Origin of the sequence: Nitratireductor sp. GISD-1A_MAKvit (assembly GCF_040819555.1) — a bacterium.
Classification (GTDB): domain Bacteria; phylum Pseudomonadota; class Alphaproteobacteria; order Rhizobiales; family Rhizobiaceae; genus Nitratireductor.
Map to the genome: position 1 here is coordinate 2,335,477 of NZ_CP161920.1, position 13,945 is coordinate 2,349,421.

Below are 13,945 nucleotides of genomic sequence, written 5' to 3' on the forward strand. Positions count from 1 at the left end.
CTGGCCTTTCGGGGCGTGTCTTATTATGCGTCTGCCCCATGGACAAGCAGATGCATCAATCCGCCCCCCTTGCCGAAGCCGATGCGCTGGCGCCGCGCGCGGCCGGAGAGGTTGCTGCCGTCATCGTCGCCGCCGGTCGCGGCGAGCGCGCGGGCCAATCCACCGAAGGGCCGAAACAGTATCGCCTGATCGGCGGCAAGCCGGTTTTGCGTCACACGCTGGAAACCTTCCTTTCCGATCCCCGCATCAAGCGCATCGTGGTGGCAATCCATCCCGATGACGAAGCGCTCTTTGCCGAGGCGACAGCGGGGCTCTGCGCCGAACGCGTCCGTGCAATCCATGGCGGGCATTCTCGGCAGGCCTCCACCCGGCTTGCCCTGCTCGCACTCTACGACCCGTCCCCCCAGACCGTTCTGATTCACGACGGCGTGCGCCCGTTCATCGACCGGGAGCTGATCGACCGGATCATCAACACGGTGGAGGATGGCCAGGGCGCCCTGCCCGCCCTTCCCGTCGCCGATACGGTCAAGCGCGCCGGCCCGGCAGGCTTCATCGCCGAAACCGTGCCGCGCCACGATCTGCACGCCGCCCAGACCCCGCAGGGCTTTCCCTTTGCCCTGATCGCCGCCGCCCATGAGCGCGCGCACAAGCTTGGCCGCGAGGATTTCACCGACGACGCCTCCATCGCAGAATGGGCAAAGATCCCCGTCCGTCTCGTTGCCGGTGCCGTCGACAACATCAAGCTCACCTGGGCACGCGACATTGCCCTGGCAGACGAGCGCCTGAACCGCCCGACCGCCTTCCCCGATGTGCGCACCGGCAATGGCTATGATGTCCACACCTTCACCGATGGCGATGCCGTCATTCTGTGCGGCGTGAGCATCCCTCACACGAAGCGCCTCTACGGCCATTCGGATGCCGATGTCGGTCTGCACGCGCTCACAGACGCGCTGCTGGCAACCTGTGGCGCAGGCGACATCGGCACGCACTTTCCGCCATCGGATCCGCAATGGAAGGGTGCTGCCTCGCACATCTTCCTCGAACATGCAGCCCGCATCGTGCGCGAGGCCGGTGGCCGCATCGCCAATGTAGATGTCACGATTATCTGCGAAGCACCGAAAGTCGGCCCGCACCGCGAGGCAATGACGGCAGCACTGTCTGCAATGCTGGACATCACGCCCCATCGCATTTCCATAAAGGCTACGACCAACGAGAAGATGGGGTTCATCGGCCGTGAGGAAGGCATCGCTGCCATCGCCACGGCAAGCGTGATCTATCCCGGCGAGGTGCCGGCATGAATGTCTTCGCGGAACGCGCCCGCGCGGTGCTTTCGGCCTGTGAAGCGCACGGCATCATGCTGGCCACGGCCGAATCCTGCACCGGTGGCATGATCGCTGCCGCGCTGACGGATATTGCGGGGTCGTCGTCTGTCGTCGATCGCGGCTTCGTCACCTATTCCAACGAAGCCAAGATGGAAATGCTGGGCGTCTCGCCCGAAACTCTCGCCGCCCATGGAGCCGTCTCGCAGGAAACGGCGCTGGAAATGGCTGCGGGCGCTCTGGCCCGTTCACGTGCAGGCGTCGCAGTTGCCGTCACCGGCATTGCCGGGCCCGATGGCGGTTCGGCGGATAAGCCGGTCGGCCTTGTCTGGTTCGGTCTGGCATTGAAGGGTCGCGCGCCTTTGGCGCAATCCCACGTCTTTGCGGGCCGCGACCGCGCCGGTGTGCGCGCAGCGACCGTCGAGGCTGCTCTCGACATGGTTCTGTCGGCTTTGAAGGACGGCTGAATTCAGGCGCTCACGCCATAAACCACATCAGCGCGGCGTTCGAAGGCCTCGGAAAACATGCGGAACGCGCGGTCGAACATAGCGCCCATCACAGCGCCAAGCATGCGGCTCTTGAATTCATACTCGATGAAGAAGTGAATGTCGCACTCCCCCTCGCCTGCCGGCTCGAAGCGCCATTCGTTTTTCAGAAAGCGAAAAGGCCCATCCACATAGCGCACATCGATGGCCGCATCGTCCGGTTTCAGTGTCACCTGGCTCGTAAACGTCTCGCGCAGTGCCTTGTACCCCACGGTCATGTCGGCGACGAGCAGCGTTACGCCATCGCGTTCTCTGCAGGTGCGCACCGTCAGCGCCTCGCACATGGGCACGAATTCGGGATATCTTTCCACATCCGCGACAAGCGCAAACATGTTTTCGGGCGTGTGCGCCACCCGGCGCACGGTCTCGAATTTCGGCATCAGATCGCGGCAGCGCCTGCATCTTCGAGGCGGGCGTCGCGTGCCGCCTTCAGCTTTGCGAAATCCTCGCCCGCATGGTGAGAGGAACGCGTCAGCGGGCTCGAAGAAACCATGAGGAAACCCTTCGTGTAAGCCACGGTCTCATAGGATTTGAATTCTTCGGGCGTCACGAACTTCTTCACCGGATGGTGTTTGCGGGTCGGCTGCAGATACTGGCCGATGGTCATGAAGTCCACATTGGCCGAGCGCAGGTCGTCCATGAGCTGAAGCACTTCGTTGCGCTCCTCGCCCAGCCCCACCATGATGCCGGATTTGGTGAACATGGTCGGATCCAGTTCCTTGACCTGCTGGAGCAGGCGCAGCGAATGGAAATAACGCGCGCCCGGGCGCACCTTCAGATAATTGCCCGGAACGGTCTCCAGATTGTGGTTGAAGACATCCGGTTTTGCCGCAACCACCACTTCCAGCGCGCCGTCCTTGCGCAGGAAATCCGGCGTCAGGATTTCGATGGTCGTTTCGGGAGAAGCAGAGCGGATCGCGCCGATCACATCGGCAAAATGCTGCGCACCGCCATCGGCTAGGTCGTCGCGGTCGACCGAAGTGATGACCACATGCTTCAGCGCCATCTCGCGCACCGCCTTGGCGACGTTTTCAGGCTCGTTCATATCCACCGGACCGGGGATGCCTGTTGCCACGTTGCAGAAGGCGCAGGCGCGCGTGCAGATCTCGCCGAGGATCATGAAGGTCGCGTGCTTCTTGTCCCAGCATTCGCCGATATTCGGGCAGCCGGCCTCCTCGCACACGGTCACGAGCTTGTTCGATTTCACGATCTCGCGGGTTTCCAGATACCCTTGCGAGGTCGGCGCCTTCACCCGAATCCATTTTGGCTTGCGCAGCACTTCCTGATCAGGGCCGGTGCGCCTTTTCAGGGTGCCGCGGGCGCGGCTTTGCGGTGACAGTATCGAGAATCGTGACCATGTTTGTCCTATCGCGCCCGGCTGGAAGACGAGCGTCCGAATACCCAGAGGATCAGGATCGCACCAGCGATGGCGATCACCAGATTGCCCAGAAAACCGTAGAACGAGATGCCGATGAGGCCGGCAAGCGTTCCACCAACAAAGGAGCCGGCAATGCCGACAAGGATGTTGGTGAAGAAACCGTGCGCGCGGTTCATCGTCTTCTCGGCCACGTAACCGGCCAGAAAACCGATCACGAGAAGACCGAAAAAGCCGACGCCGGGCATGCCCAGAAGACCGTAGCTTTCTTCCATCATCCTGTTCCTCGTTCAATGTTCCCCCGCATATAGTCCAGTTGGTGCGGGGGAAACAGGGCCCTTCAGCCCAATTTATGCGTTGAGCGTACGCCCATAGGCGTCGAGCACGCTCTCCTTCATCATCTCCGAAAGGGTCGGGTGCGGGAACACCGTGTGCATCAGCTCTTCTTCCGTGGTCTCAAGGTTCATCGCAACGACAAAGCCCTGGATCAGTTCGGTCACTTCCGCGCCGATCATGTGAGCGCCTAGAAGCTCACCCGTCTTCTTGTCGAAGATCGTCTTGATGAAGCCCTGATCCTCGCCAAGCGCAATCGCCTTGCCATTTGCGGCAAACTGGTAGCGCCCGACCCGGATGTCGCGGCCGGCTTCCTTGGCTTTTGCTTCCGTGAGCCCCACGGACGCAACCTGCGGATGGCAGTAGGTGCAGCCGGGGATAAGCCCCTTGTCGAGCGCATGGACACCCGGCACGCCGGCGATTTTTTCGATGCAGATCACGCCCTCATGCTCGGCCTTGTGCGCCAGCATGGGCGGGCCCGCCACATCGCCGATTGCGTAGATGCCTTTAACATTGGTGCGGCCATATCCGTCGACCACCACGCAACCGCGATCCGTCTTCACGCCAAGCGCTTCGAGACCGAGATTCTCGATATTGCCCTGCACACCGACGGCGGAAATCAGCTTTTCGGCGGAAATCTTCTCAACCTTGCCGTCCTTGGTCTCCACATGGGCGGTGATTCCGTCCTTGCTCTTCTCGACCTTCGCAACCTTGGCCTCAAGCTTGAACTTGATGCCCTGCTTTTCGAACTGGCGCTTTGCGAACTTGGAGACCTCCGCGTCCTCAACCGGCAGGATCTGCGGCATCAGTTCCACCACGGTCACCTCCGCACCCATGGTGCGGTAGAAGGAGGCGAACTCCATGCCGATGGCGCCGGAGCCCATCACGACCAGCGATTTCGGCATGGTCTTGGGCACCATCGCCTCGAAATAGGTCCAGATCTTTTCGCCATCCGGCTCGATTCCGGGCAGGACACGCGGACGCGCACCGGTTGCAACAATGATGTGCTTTGCCTTGTAGGTGCCGGCACCCTTGGTGTTTTTCGGCATGGGCGGCTGCGGCTGCATCGCCTTCTTGGACGGCTCGGAAACGACAACCTCGCCGGCCTTGGAAAGCTTCGCTTCGCCCCAGATCACATCGATCTTGTTCTTTTTCATCAGGAAACCGACGCCGCCATTCAGGCGCTGCGATACCTTGCGCGAACGGTCGACCACATCATCCACATTGGCCGTGATCTTGCCGTCGATGGTCAGGCCGTAATCCTTGCCGTTTTCGGCATAATGCTTGATCTCGGCCGAGCGCAGCAGCGCCTTTGTCGGAATACAGCCCCAGTTGAGGCAGATGCCGCCCAGATGCTCGCGCTCCACGATAGCCGTCTTCAAACCAAGCTGTGCAGCACGGACCGCGGTGACATAGCCGCCAGGTCCCGATCCGATGATGATAACGTCGTAATTTTCAGCCACAGCTGGTTTCTCCTTGTAGTCGTATCATTGTCCGGGCGCAGCTTTTACACCGCCGCGCCCCGAGAGTTTTCAGGCCCGCGCAGCCCCGCGCAGACCAAAGGCGATGAGCAAAAGAAACACGCCATTTGAAAGCAGTTCGATGGCGAGCAGAATGCCCAGGATCGTTGCAGCGGCCCATGGCATGTCCGCCAGGATCATCACACCGAGCAGCAGCGAGACGATGCCTGAAAAAAGCACCCAGCCCCATCCGGCAAGCGGCCGGAATGCGAATGCATACATGATCTTCACCACGCCGAGCACCAGAAACATGATCGCCACCAGAATGGTGAGCGAGATGATCCCCGCGCCCGGTTTGGCGATGATCGATATGCCCACGGCAAGCGTGAGAACCCCCAGCAGCAGCGCCCAGAGAAAACCTGCCCAACCCCGAACACGGAAGGCCTGCACGACCTGAAGCACGCCAAACAGGATGAAGGTCCACGCCGCCAGCCTTGCAGCCGTCATGGTTGCGGCAAAGGGATTTGCCAGAGCAAGGATGCCACCAATCAGTGAGATGGCCCCAAGCAGTGCGAGCCAGCCCCAGGATGCATGTACGCGCTCATTCTCGACGGTATTGGCCATGCTCAACCCCTCCTTTTTCAAAGTCCAAGCATGTCACGCACGACCGGAGCGATCCCCCGGCCAATGGAGCGTGTGTTTTCCGCGTCCAGATGCACCCCGTCAAGCGGACTTGTGCTTGCCACAGAACCGGCATCGAAAAAAACTGTGCCGGTCTCTTTGGCAAGCGATGCGTAAAGGCCGGCCAGCTTGCCCGATTCGATACGCGCGCTTTCAAACAGGGCCGCAAAGTCGGGATCGGGCGTTTCACAGGCCGGCGGGGGCGACATGATGAGCACCTTCGGCGCCGGTTCACCCATCGGATAGTCGTGTCCACGCACGATGTCGATCAGGCGCTGCATGCCCTGTTTCGCGCCGAATGCGTGGCCGCAGATGAAAGGCTTCATATCGTTGGTGCCAAGCATGATGACAACCAGATCGAGAGGCGCATGGCTGGTCAAAAGTGTGGGCAGAACGCGCGCGCCGTTCCTGTCGGCACCCGAAGCGAAGTCGTCAAACACCGTGGTCCGACCGTTCAGCCCTTCGGCAATCACGCGCGCCCTGCTGCCCAGTTCCCTCTCAAGCACGCTGGGCCAGCGAGTGTCATGAGCATGCCGCCCGGGGCCATCAGGGTCATACCCCCATGTCAGCGAATCGCCAAAGCACAGGATGGTCTTCATCGTTTGCCCCCGGGGTAGCTGTCCATATGGTCCCTATATCAGCATCGTCAGCGGGTTCTCGATGACCTGTTTGAAGGCGGCGAGGAGTTCGGCGCCAAGCGCCCCGTCCACCGCCCGGTGATCGGTCGAAAGCGTCACCGACATCACCGTTGCAACCTTCACCTCGCCATCCTTCACCACGGCCCGCTGCTCGCCAGCACCAACCGCAAGGATCGTCGCATGCGGCGGGTTGATGACGGCGGCAAAGTCCTTGATGCCGAACATGCCGAGATTGGAAACGGCCGTGTTGCCGCCCTGATACTCTTCCGCCTTCAGCTTGCGCGAGCGCGCCCGCGTGGCCAGATCCTTCATCTCGTTGGAGATCGCCGACAGGGTCTTCTCGTCGGCGCGGCGGATGATCGGCGTGATCAGCCCGCCCGGGATCGACACGGCAACGCCCACATCGGCACTCTTGTGCTTCACCATGGCGCTCTCGGTCCAGGAGACATTCGCTTCCGGCACCATGGCAAGCGCTTTCGCGTGGGCCTTGATGACCATGTCGTTGACCGACAGCCTGTAAGCCGGCTTCTCGCCATCCTCGGTCTTCACCTTCGGCGCGGCATCGTTCAACTGCTTGCGCAGCGCCAGAAGCGCGTCGATCTCGCAGTCGAGCGTCAGGTAGAAATGCGGGACGGTGGATTTCGCCTCGACCAGACGGCGGGCGATGGTCTTGCGCATGCTGTCATGCGGGATCAGCTCGTAGGAGCCTTCCTCGAACAGTCTCATGACCTGATCGTCGGACATGGCCGGCTGTGCCGGAGCGGGTGCTGCAGCAGATGCAGCCTCGGCGGTTTTCGCGCCACCATCCTTTTCAGCCGCTTCCACATCGGCCTTGACGATCCGGCCCTTCGGACCGGAGCCCGAAATCGCCGAAAGATCGAGCCCGGCTTCCTTCGCAAGACGGCGTGCAAGCGGTGAGGCGAACACGCGTTCGCCATCGCCTGCCGGCGCCGCTTTCGCCTCCGCAGGCTTTGCCTCGGATTTGGCAGCAGACGCTTCTTCCTTCGCAGGCTTTTCCGCCTTAGTAGGCTTGGGCTCGGGCGCGGGGTCGGACCCGCTCTCGGCAGCTTTCGCCGCCGCACCGGCATCCTCGCCCTCTTCGGCCAGAACCGCGATCAGCGCGTTCACCTTCACGCCTTCGGTGCCTTCCGGCACCACCAGCTTCGCAACGGTACCCTCGTCGACGGCTTCCACTTCCATGGTCGCCTTGTCGGTCTCGATCTCGGCGATCACGTCGCCAGGCGCGACCGAATCCCCTTCCTTGACCATCCATTTGGCGAGATTGCCCTCTTCCATCGTCGGCGAAAGGGCAGGCATGGTGACTTTGATCGGCATGGTTTCCTCCCCTTTAGCTGCGGTAGGAAACGGCTTTCACCGCTTCAACCACTTCGGCGACGTTGGGCAGCGCCAGCTTCTCAAGGTTTGCCGCATAGGGCATCGGCACATCCTTGCCCGCAACCGTGATCACCGGCGCATCGAGATAATCGAACGCCCGCTGCATCACCTGGCTGGCGATATGCGCGCCGACCGAAGACTGCGGGAACCCTTCCTCGACCGTCACCAGACGGTTCGTCTTCTTTACCGAAGCGATCACCGTATCAAGGTCCATCGGGCGGATCGTGCGCAGGTCGATGACCTCCACGTCGATCCCCTCGCCCGCCAGTTCCTCAGCCGCCTTCACCGCATAGGTCATGCCGATGCCAAAGGAGACGATGGTCGCGTCCCTGCCTTCCTTGTGGATGCGCGCCTTGCCGATCGGCAGCACGAAATCATCCATCTTCGGAACGTCAAAGCTCTGGCCATAGAGGATCTCGTTTTCGAGGAAAATGACCGGGTTCGGATCGCGGATCGCGGCCTTCAAAAGCCCCTTCGCGTCGGCTGCCGTATAAGGCATCACCACCTTCAGCCCGGGGATATGGCCATACCAGGCCGCATAGCACTGCGAATGCTGTGCCGCCACGCGGGCAGCCGCGCCGTTCGGTCCGCGGAACACGATGGGCGCGCCCATCTGGCCGCCGGCCATATAGAGCGTCTTGGCCGCCGAATTGACGATCTGGTCGATCGCCTGCATGGCGAAGTTGAACGTCATGAACTCGACGATCGGTTTCAGACCGGCAAACGCCGCGCCAACGCCGACGCCGGCAAAGCCGTGCTCGGTGATCGGCGTGTCGACCACGCGCTTGTCGCCGAACTCCTGCAGGAGCCCCTGCGTCACCTTGTAGGCGCCCTGATATTCGGCCACTTCCTCGCCCATGACGAAAACGTCGCCATCGCGGCGCATTTCCTCGGCCATGGCATCGCGCAGCGCCTCGCGCACGGTGGTCGAAACCATCTCCGTGCCTTCGGGAATGTCCGGATCGGCTGCGACCTTCACCTCGGGCGCCGCCGGCACGGATCCACCGGCCTTGTCTTCCGGTTCATCCTGTTCACCGGCATCGTCCGCCTCATCGGAGGCTTCCGCCTCAGGCTTGGAAGCGGCCTTGTCGAGATCGGCCTCGCTTTCGCCTTCGGTTAGAAGAAGCGCAATGGCGGTATTGACCTTCACGCCTTCGGTGCCTTCGGAGATCAGGATTTTTCCGAGCGTGCCTTCGTCCACGGCTTCCACTTCCATGGTCGCCTTGTCGGTTTCGATCTCGGCGATCACGTCACCGGGCGCAACGGCATCGCCTTCCTTCTTGATCCATTTGGAAAGATTGCCCTCTTCCATGGTCGGAGAGAGCGCGGGCATGAGAATTTCGGTTGGCATGTCGGCCCTCCCCTCAAAGCAGAATGTCGGTGTAGAGTTCAGACACATCCGGTTCCGGATCCGTCTGCGCGAATTCGGCCGAATCACCGACGATTTCGCGCACCTCCTTGTCGATGGCCTTCAGTTCGTCTTCATCAGCCCATTTGTTCGCCATGAGACGCTGCTTCACCTGCTCGATGGGATCATGTTCGGAGCGCATTTTCTGCACTTCGTCCTTGGAGCGGTATTTGGCAGGGTCCGACATGGAGTGACCGCGATAGCGGTAGGTCTGCATCTCCAGAATGATCGGCCCCTTGCCCGAACGACACCATTCCACGGCCAGATCACCGGCAGCCTTCACCGCGCGCACATCCATGCCATCCACCTGAATGCCCGGGATCTTGAACGAAAGTCCGCGCTGGGAGAAATCGGTTTCCGCAGACGAGCGCGCCACGGCGGTGCCCATGGCGTAGCGGTTGTTCTCGATGATGTAGACCACCGGAAGCTTCCACAGCGAAGCCATGTTGAAGCTCTCATAGACCTGGCCCTGATTGGCAGCACCATCGCCGAAATAGGTGATCGAAACGCTGTCGTCGCCGCGGTAGCGATTGGCAAAGGCCAGCCCCGTGCCGAGCGGCACCTGCGCGCCGACAATGCCGTGCCCGCCGTAAAATTTCTTCTCCTTGGAGAACATGTGCATGGAGCCGCCCTTGCCCTTCGAGTAGCCGTTGCGGCGCCCCGTAAGCTCGGCCATCACGCCGCGCGCTTCCATGCCTGTTGCGAGCATGTGACCATGATCGCGATAGCCGGTGATCACCTGGTCGCCATCATTCATGCTCATCTGCATGCCGACAACCACGGCCTCCTGGCCAATGTAAAGATGGCAGAAACCGCCGATCAGCCCCATACCGTAAAGCTGGCCCGCCTTTTCCTCGAAACGGCGGATCAGAAGCATCTCGCGATAGGCGTGAAGCTCCTGCTCCTTGTCGAAATCTTCTGGCTTGGGTGGCTTGGGTGCCTGAACGGCACTCCCTGACGCCCCTTTCTTGGTCGAGCGTGACCTTGCGGCACTTGTCTTGCTTGCGGCTCGCGCCATGCCTCTACTCCCTAGCTGACATTCCGGGGAATTTGTGCAACGGTCGAGCCTGGCAATGGTTGCGCCGTGAGCCTCCCGTCATCTCCCGCTTATGGTAGATGAAGCTAGCACGTGGAGCAAAATTCGGCCATTCAAAATCCGCATAGCTGCCATGCAGCTAAATGCTTGGATTTTCACACGTTATTGTTGATTAAGTGAATTTCGGTTAATTCTCTAATCGGCACCAATGAGGATGATGACCTCATTTTCGCGAGCCAGATTCAGCGCCCGGCGCGCCTGCTCGTCCAGCATGTCCTTTTCCAGACTGCCATCATTCACCAGCGCAACCCGGTGTTCCAGCTCGCGGCGCTTGGCCACAAGCGCATCAAGCCGCGCCTGAGCTTCCGCGATGCGGTCTTCGAGCCTGTATTTTGCGTAGATGCCATAATCGCCATGATAGGCGTGAAAGCCAAAATAGGCGAGAAACAGCCCTGCGATCGTCGGAACGATCAGCCGACCGGTGTTGCGGCGTTTGTGATGACGTGTCCACATGCGGAAAACCCTTCTCCCGCATGTGGCCATATGTTGTTTAATGGACCGTTATTTCCCTACGGTCACCTGCAAAAAATTATCCGCGCAGGATCGATTTTCCAGCGTATCGGGCCTGCGGGCCAAGCTCTTCCTCGATGCGGATAAGCTGGTTGTACTTCGCCGTGCGATCCGAGCGCGCCAGCGAACCGGTCTTGATCTGCCCGCAATTGGTGGCGACCGCGAGATCCGAGATGGTGGAATCCTCGGTCTCGCCCGAACGGTGCGACATCACCGCCGTGTAGCCGGCCTTGTGCGCCGTCTCCACCGCGTCGAGCGTTTCCGTCAACGTGCCGATCTGGTTCACCTTGACCAGGATCGAGTTGCCGATGCCCATCTTGATGCCATCGCGCAGGCGCGCCGAATTGGTCACGAAAAGATCGTCGCCCACCAGCTGCGCCTTGTCGCCGGCCAGATCCGTCAGGATCTTCCAGCCTTCGAAATCGTCTTCCGACATGCCGTCTTCGATGGAGATGATCGGGTAGTTGCCGACAAGCTTTGCGAGATATTCGGCCTGCGCCTTGCCATCACGCGTCTGGCCCTCACCTTCATAGACATATTTTCCGTCCTTGAAGAACTCGGTCGCGGCGCAATCGAGCGCAATCGCCACGTCCTCGCCCGGCCTGTAGCCGGCCTTTTCGATGGAGGCGAGAACGAAGTCGAGCGCATCTTCAGCACTCTTCAGATTAGGAGCAAAGCCGCCCTCGTCACCCACATTGGTGTTGTGACCGGCATCCTTCAGGCCCGCCTTCAGCGTGTGGAAGATTTCCGAGCCCCAGCGCACGGCCTCACGAATGGAGGAAGCGCCGATCGGCATCACCATGAATTCCTGGAAATCGATCGGGTTGTCGGCGTGAGCACCACCATTGATGATGTTCATCATCGGCACCGGCAGAACATGCGAGGCAGCGCCTCCCACATAGCGGTAGAGCGGCAGGTTCGAAGCTTCGGCGGCAGCCTTTGCCACCGCCAGCGAAACGCCAAGGATCGCGTTTGCGCCGAGGCGGCTCTTGTTGGGCGTGCCGTCGAGATCGATCATCGCCTGGTCGATCTGCATCTGGTTTTCCGCTTCAAGCCCGCTCAGGGTCTCAAAGATCTCGCCATTGACCGCATCGACTGCCTGCTCGACGCCCTTGCCAAGATAGCGCTTGCCGCCATCGCGCAGTTCCACGGCCTCATGCGCACCGGTGGATGCGCCCGAAGGCACGGCGGCGCGGCCCATGGAACCGTCTTCCAGAACCACATCGACCTCGACGGTGGGGTTGCCCCGGCTGTCCAGTATTTCGCGTCCGACAATGTCGAGAATGGCAGTCATATGAACTCTCTCTGCTCTGGTGGTTGTTCCCGGCTCTGTCACCGGGAGGAAAGGCTTGCGCTTTTCATAGCGCAGACACGTGAAAACTCAATGTCGGGACAGGCTTCAGCTCGCCTTGGCGATACGGTCAAACGCCATCAGGCGTTCAAGAAGCCCCTTCATCTCGTTGAGCGGCACCATGTTGGGCCCGTCCGAAGGTGCGTTGTCGGGGTCCTGGTGCGTCTCCATGAAAACACCGGCAACGCCAACGGCCACAGCCGCACGCGCGAGCGTCTCCACGAATTCGCGCTGACCGCCAGACGAGCCGCCACGGCCACCGGGCTGGGCGACGGAATGCGTCGCATCGAAGATCACCGGTGCGCCCATCTGCGCCATCTGCGGCAGACCGCGCATGTCCGAAACAAGCGTGTTGTAGCCGAACGATGTGCCCCGCTCGGTCGCCATCACGTTGGGATTGCCCGAACCCGTCACCTTGGCGATCACGTTTTCCATGTCCCACGGAGCAAGGAACTGCCCCTTCTTGACGTTCACCACCTTGCCGGTCCTTGCTGCGGCAATCAGGAGATCGGTCTGGCGGCACAGAAATGCAGGGATCTGAAGAATGTCGACCACTTCGGCGACAATGCCGCACTGCTCCTCGGTGTGAACGTCCGTGATCACCGGAACATCGAATTCCTTGCGGATGTCGGCGAAGATCGGCATGGCCGCATCCAGCCCCGCCCCGCGCCTGCCCGCAAGCGACGTGCGGTTGGCCTTGTCGAAACTGCTCTTGTAGACAAGCCCAATGCCCAGTTCGTCCGTCATTTCCTTGAGTGCACCCGCCATGTCGAAGGCGTGCTCTCGCGTCTCCATCTGGCAGGGTCCGGCGATCAGCGCCAGCGGCGCGTCATTGCCGAACACGACCTTGCCGACAGTCACACGCGGATTGGGTTTCATTGCGAAGACTCCTCAAAGACAAAAACTGCGCCCTGCCCGGCTGCCGGCGGCACGATGATGCGGCCGTCTGCTTCAGCAAACAGGACAGCCTGCATGGATAGGTGCGACCGAAACCCGGCAATATCCGGACATTGAAAGACAATCGCCGCGAGATCGAGTTGGCCGTGCGGAGCCGCACGGTCGAGACCGAGATCAGACTGGTAGCGCTCCGGTGTCATCACGGACAAAACCGCGTTGCCAAGGCGTAGATTGAGCCAGTCCTCTTGAACGGGTTCATGGGATGCGCCGGAAAACCGCTCAAGAAAACCCGCATGGATGTCCGGTTTTGTCGCAAGCATGATGATGCGCGCGGTCCCCGTCACACCGTTTGGATGCGTTTCCAGCGCGCCGCGTCCGCCAGAAGGCAGGTTCACACGCTGGCAGGTAAAGAAGAAATGCCCGTCTGCATTCTCTGGCGCGGCAAAGGCCAGCCGAAACGATGCAGTCGCCTCCTGTCCCGAGGAATCGCGAAACGGACGCGAAAAGGAAAGCGGGTCGCCAGCCGATATCCCGGCCTCCACGAAGCGCCTGTGATCCGCATCGGCGTCGCCGGTTCCAAGAACCACTGCCGAAAATCCTTCATCGCCGAATTTTTCGCGAAACGCTCTGTCACGCTGCACGAAAGCATTGCCTGCCGCTTCCGCCTCAAGCGCAGCCTGCAGCGCCACCCGGCTCAACGGTTCGAGATAAGATCCGTCTTCAAGGAAAACGCAGCAGTTCCCGGTTCCGAACGGGTGAGCGGCATCGGCAGCGACCGTGAAGCCAAGCGCTTTCAGACGCTCGCGCGCAACCGCCAGATCGGCGGTTGGCAATACACAATGGTCGAGCTTGCGTGGGGGATGCACGTCGTGTTCAGAAACCATGCACCGCATGTGCCTCAAGCCCCGGCGCTTTGCAAGTGCTCTGCCGGGGAAGA

The 13,945-nt window shown here is 61.0% G+C and carries 14 protein-coding genes and 1 pseudogene; 2 read left to right on the forward strand and 13 right to left on the reverse strand.

Features of this window, described 5'->3' with window-relative positions:
• Positions 1 to 50: 50 nt before the first annotated feature.
• Positions 51 to 1,298 (forward strand): bifunctional 2-C-methyl-D-erythritol 4-phosphate cytidylyltransferase/2-C-methyl-D-erythritol 2,4-cyclodiphosphate synthase, encoded by a 1,248-nt coding sequence (locus AB2N04_RS12400; RefSeq protein WP_367714769.1) that lies wholly within the window; start codon positions 51 to 53, stop codon positions 1,296 to 1,298.
• Entirely contained in the window at positions 1,295 to 1,786 is a 492-nt protein-coding gene (locus AB2N04_RS12405; protein WP_367714770.1) for a CinA family protein, read from the forward strand. The genes AB2N04_RS12400 and AB2N04_RS12405 overlap by 4 nt, the downstream gene beginning before the upstream one ends.
• Positions 1,787 to 1,788: 2 nt before the next feature.
• Here AB2N04_RS12405 and AB2N04_RS12410 read toward each other — a convergent pair whose 3' ends face one another.
• The 13 genes and pseudogenes from AB2N04_RS12410 to AB2N04_RS12470 form a co-directional block, all read right to left on the reverse strand.
• A complete protein-coding gene (locus AB2N04_RS12410; protein WP_367714771.1) occupies positions 1,789 to 2,244 on the reverse strand; it encodes a type II toxin-antitoxin system RatA family toxin in 456 nt (151 codons plus the stop codon).
• Positions 2,244 to 3,222, reverse strand: a pseudogene (gene lipA, locus AB2N04_RS12415) (lipoyl synthase). Before lipA ends, AB2N04_RS12410 begins: the two are co-directional and overlap by 1 nt.
• Positions 3,223 to 3,229: 7 nt before the next feature.
• Positions 3,230 to 3,514 carry a GlsB/YeaQ/YmgE family stress response membrane protein gene (locus tag AB2N04_RS12420; RefSeq protein WP_367714772.1) on the reverse strand — a complete coding sequence of 95 codons (285 nt, stop codon included), beginning with the start codon at positions 3,512 to 3,514 and terminating at the stop codon, positions 3,230 to 3,232.
• A 75-nt stretch (positions 3,515 to 3,589) separates the two neighbouring features.
• Positions 3,590 to 5,035 carry a dihydrolipoyl dehydrogenase gene (lpdA, locus tag AB2N04_RS12425; RefSeq protein ID WP_367714773.1) on the reverse strand — a complete coding sequence of 482 codons (1,446 nt, stop codon included), beginning with the start codon at positions 5,033 to 5,035 and terminating at the stop codon, positions 3,590 to 3,592.
• A 69-nt stretch (positions 5,036 to 5,104) separates the two neighbouring features.
• Entirely contained in the window at positions 5,105 to 5,656 is a 552-nt protein-coding gene (locus tag AB2N04_RS12430; RefSeq protein ID WP_367714774.1) for an HdeD family acid-resistance protein, read from the reverse strand.
• 17 nt (positions 5,657 to 5,673) lie between these two features.
• The gene (locus AB2N04_RS12435) at positions 5,674 to 6,312 is read right to left on the reverse strand and encodes an SGNH/GDSL hydrolase family protein (protein ID WP_367714775.1); all 639 of its coding nucleotides are present in this window, start codon (positions 6,310 to 6,312) and stop codon (positions 5,674 to 5,676) included.
• A 33-nt stretch (positions 6,313 to 6,345) separates the two neighbouring features.
• Complete coding sequence (locus AB2N04_RS12440) at positions 6,346 to 7,686, reverse strand: pyruvate dehydrogenase complex dihydrolipoamide acetyltransferase (RefSeq protein ID WP_367714776.1); 1,341 nt, start codon at positions 7,684 to 7,686, stop codon at positions 6,346 to 6,348.
• Positions 7,687 to 7,699: 13 nt separating this feature from the next.
• Positions 7,700 to 9,097: a pyruvate dehydrogenase complex E1 component subunit beta gene (locus tag AB2N04_RS12445; RefSeq protein WP_367714777.1), complete on the reverse strand. Its 1,398-nt coding sequence runs from the start codon at positions 9,095 to 9,097 to the stop codon at positions 7,700 to 7,702.
• A 13-nt stretch (positions 9,098 to 9,110) separates the two neighbouring features.
• A complete protein-coding gene (gene pdhA, locus AB2N04_RS12450; protein ID WP_367714778.1) occupies positions 9,111 to 10,172 on the reverse strand; it encodes a pyruvate dehydrogenase (acetyl-transferring) E1 component subunit alpha in 1,062 nt (353 codons plus the stop codon).
• Positions 10,173 to 10,385: 213 nt separating this feature from the next.
• Positions 10,386 to 10,703, reverse strand: a complete 318-nt coding sequence (locus tag AB2N04_RS12455; RefSeq protein WP_367714779.1) for a septum formation initiator family protein — start codon at positions 10,701 to 10,703, stop codon at positions 10,386 to 10,388.
• A 76-nt stretch (positions 10,704 to 10,779) separates the two neighbouring features.
• A complete protein-coding gene (eno, locus tag AB2N04_RS12460) occupies positions 10,780 to 12,054 on the reverse strand; it encodes a phosphopyruvate hydratase (RefSeq protein ID WP_367714780.1) in 1,275 nt (424 codons plus the stop codon).
• A gap of 105 nt (positions 12,055 to 12,159) precedes the next feature.
• Entirely contained in the window at positions 12,160 to 12,990 is an 831-nt protein-coding gene (gene kdsA / locus AB2N04_RS12465; protein WP_367714781.1) for a 3-deoxy-8-phosphooctulonate synthase, read from the reverse strand.
• Positions 12,987 to 13,892, reverse strand: coding sequence for a VOC family protein (locus AB2N04_RS12470; RefSeq protein ID WP_367714782.1), 906 nt, complete (start codon positions 13,890 to 13,892; stop codon positions 12,987 to 12,989). Before AB2N04_RS12470 ends, kdsA begins: the two co-directional genes overlap by 4 nt.
• Positions 13,893 to 13,945 lie beyond the last annotated feature (53 nt).

What these genes read in the sequence shown, in the direction of transcription:
- AB2N04_RS12410 (WP_367714771.1), bottom strand. Translation starts at nt 2,244, where the DNA reads ATGCCGAAATTCGAGACCGTGCGCCGGGTGGCGCACACGCCCGAAAAC.
- AB2N04_RS12430 (WP_367714774.1), bottom strand. Translation starts at nt 5,656, where the DNA reads ATGGCCAATACCGTCGAGAATGAGCGCGTACATGCATCCTGGGGCTGG.
- eno (WP_367714780.1), bottom strand. Translation starts at nt 12,054, where the DNA reads ATGACTGCCATTCTCGACATTGTCGGACGCGAAATACTGGACAGCCGG.
- AB2N04_RS12405 (WP_367714770.1), top strand. Translation starts at nt 1,295, where the DNA reads ATGAATGTCTTCGCGGAACGCGCCCGCGCGGTGCTTTCGGCCTGTGAA.
- pdhA (WP_367714778.1), bottom strand. Translation starts at nt 10,172, where the DNA reads ATGGCGCGAGCCGCAAGCAAGACAAGTGCCGCAAGGTCACGCTCGACC.
- kdsA (WP_367714781.1), bottom strand. Translation starts at nt 12,990, where the DNA reads ATGAAACCCAATCCGCGTGTGACTGTCGGCAAGGTCGTGTTCGGCAAT.
- AB2N04_RS12445 (WP_367714777.1), bottom strand. Translation starts at nt 9,097, where the DNA reads ATGCCAACCGAAATTCTCATGCCCGCGCTCTCTCCGACCATGGAAGAG.
- AB2N04_RS12470 (WP_367714782.1), bottom strand. Translation starts at nt 13,892, where the DNA reads ATGGTTTCTGAACACGACGTGCATCCCCCACGCAAGCTCGACCATTGT.
- AB2N04_RS12455 (WP_367714779.1), bottom strand. Translation starts at nt 10,703, where the DNA reads ATGTGGACACGTCATCACAAACGCCGCAACACCGGTCGGCTGATCGTT.
- AB2N04_RS12435 (WP_367714775.1), bottom strand. Translation starts at nt 6,312, where the DNA reads ATGAAGACCATCCTGTGCTTTGGCGATTCGCTGACATGGGGGTATGAC.
- AB2N04_RS12400 (WP_367714769.1), top strand. Translation starts at nt 51, where the DNA reads ATGCATCAATCCGCCCCCCTTGCCGAAGCCGATGCGCTGGCGCCGCGC.
- AB2N04_RS12420 (WP_367714772.1), bottom strand. Translation starts at nt 3,514, where the DNA reads ATGGAAGAAAGCTACGGTCTTCTGGGCATGCCCGGCGTCGGCTTTTTC.
- AB2N04_RS12440 (WP_367714776.1), bottom strand. Translation starts at nt 7,686, where the DNA reads ATGCCGATCAAAGTCACCATGCCTGCCCTTTCGCCGACGATGGAAGAG.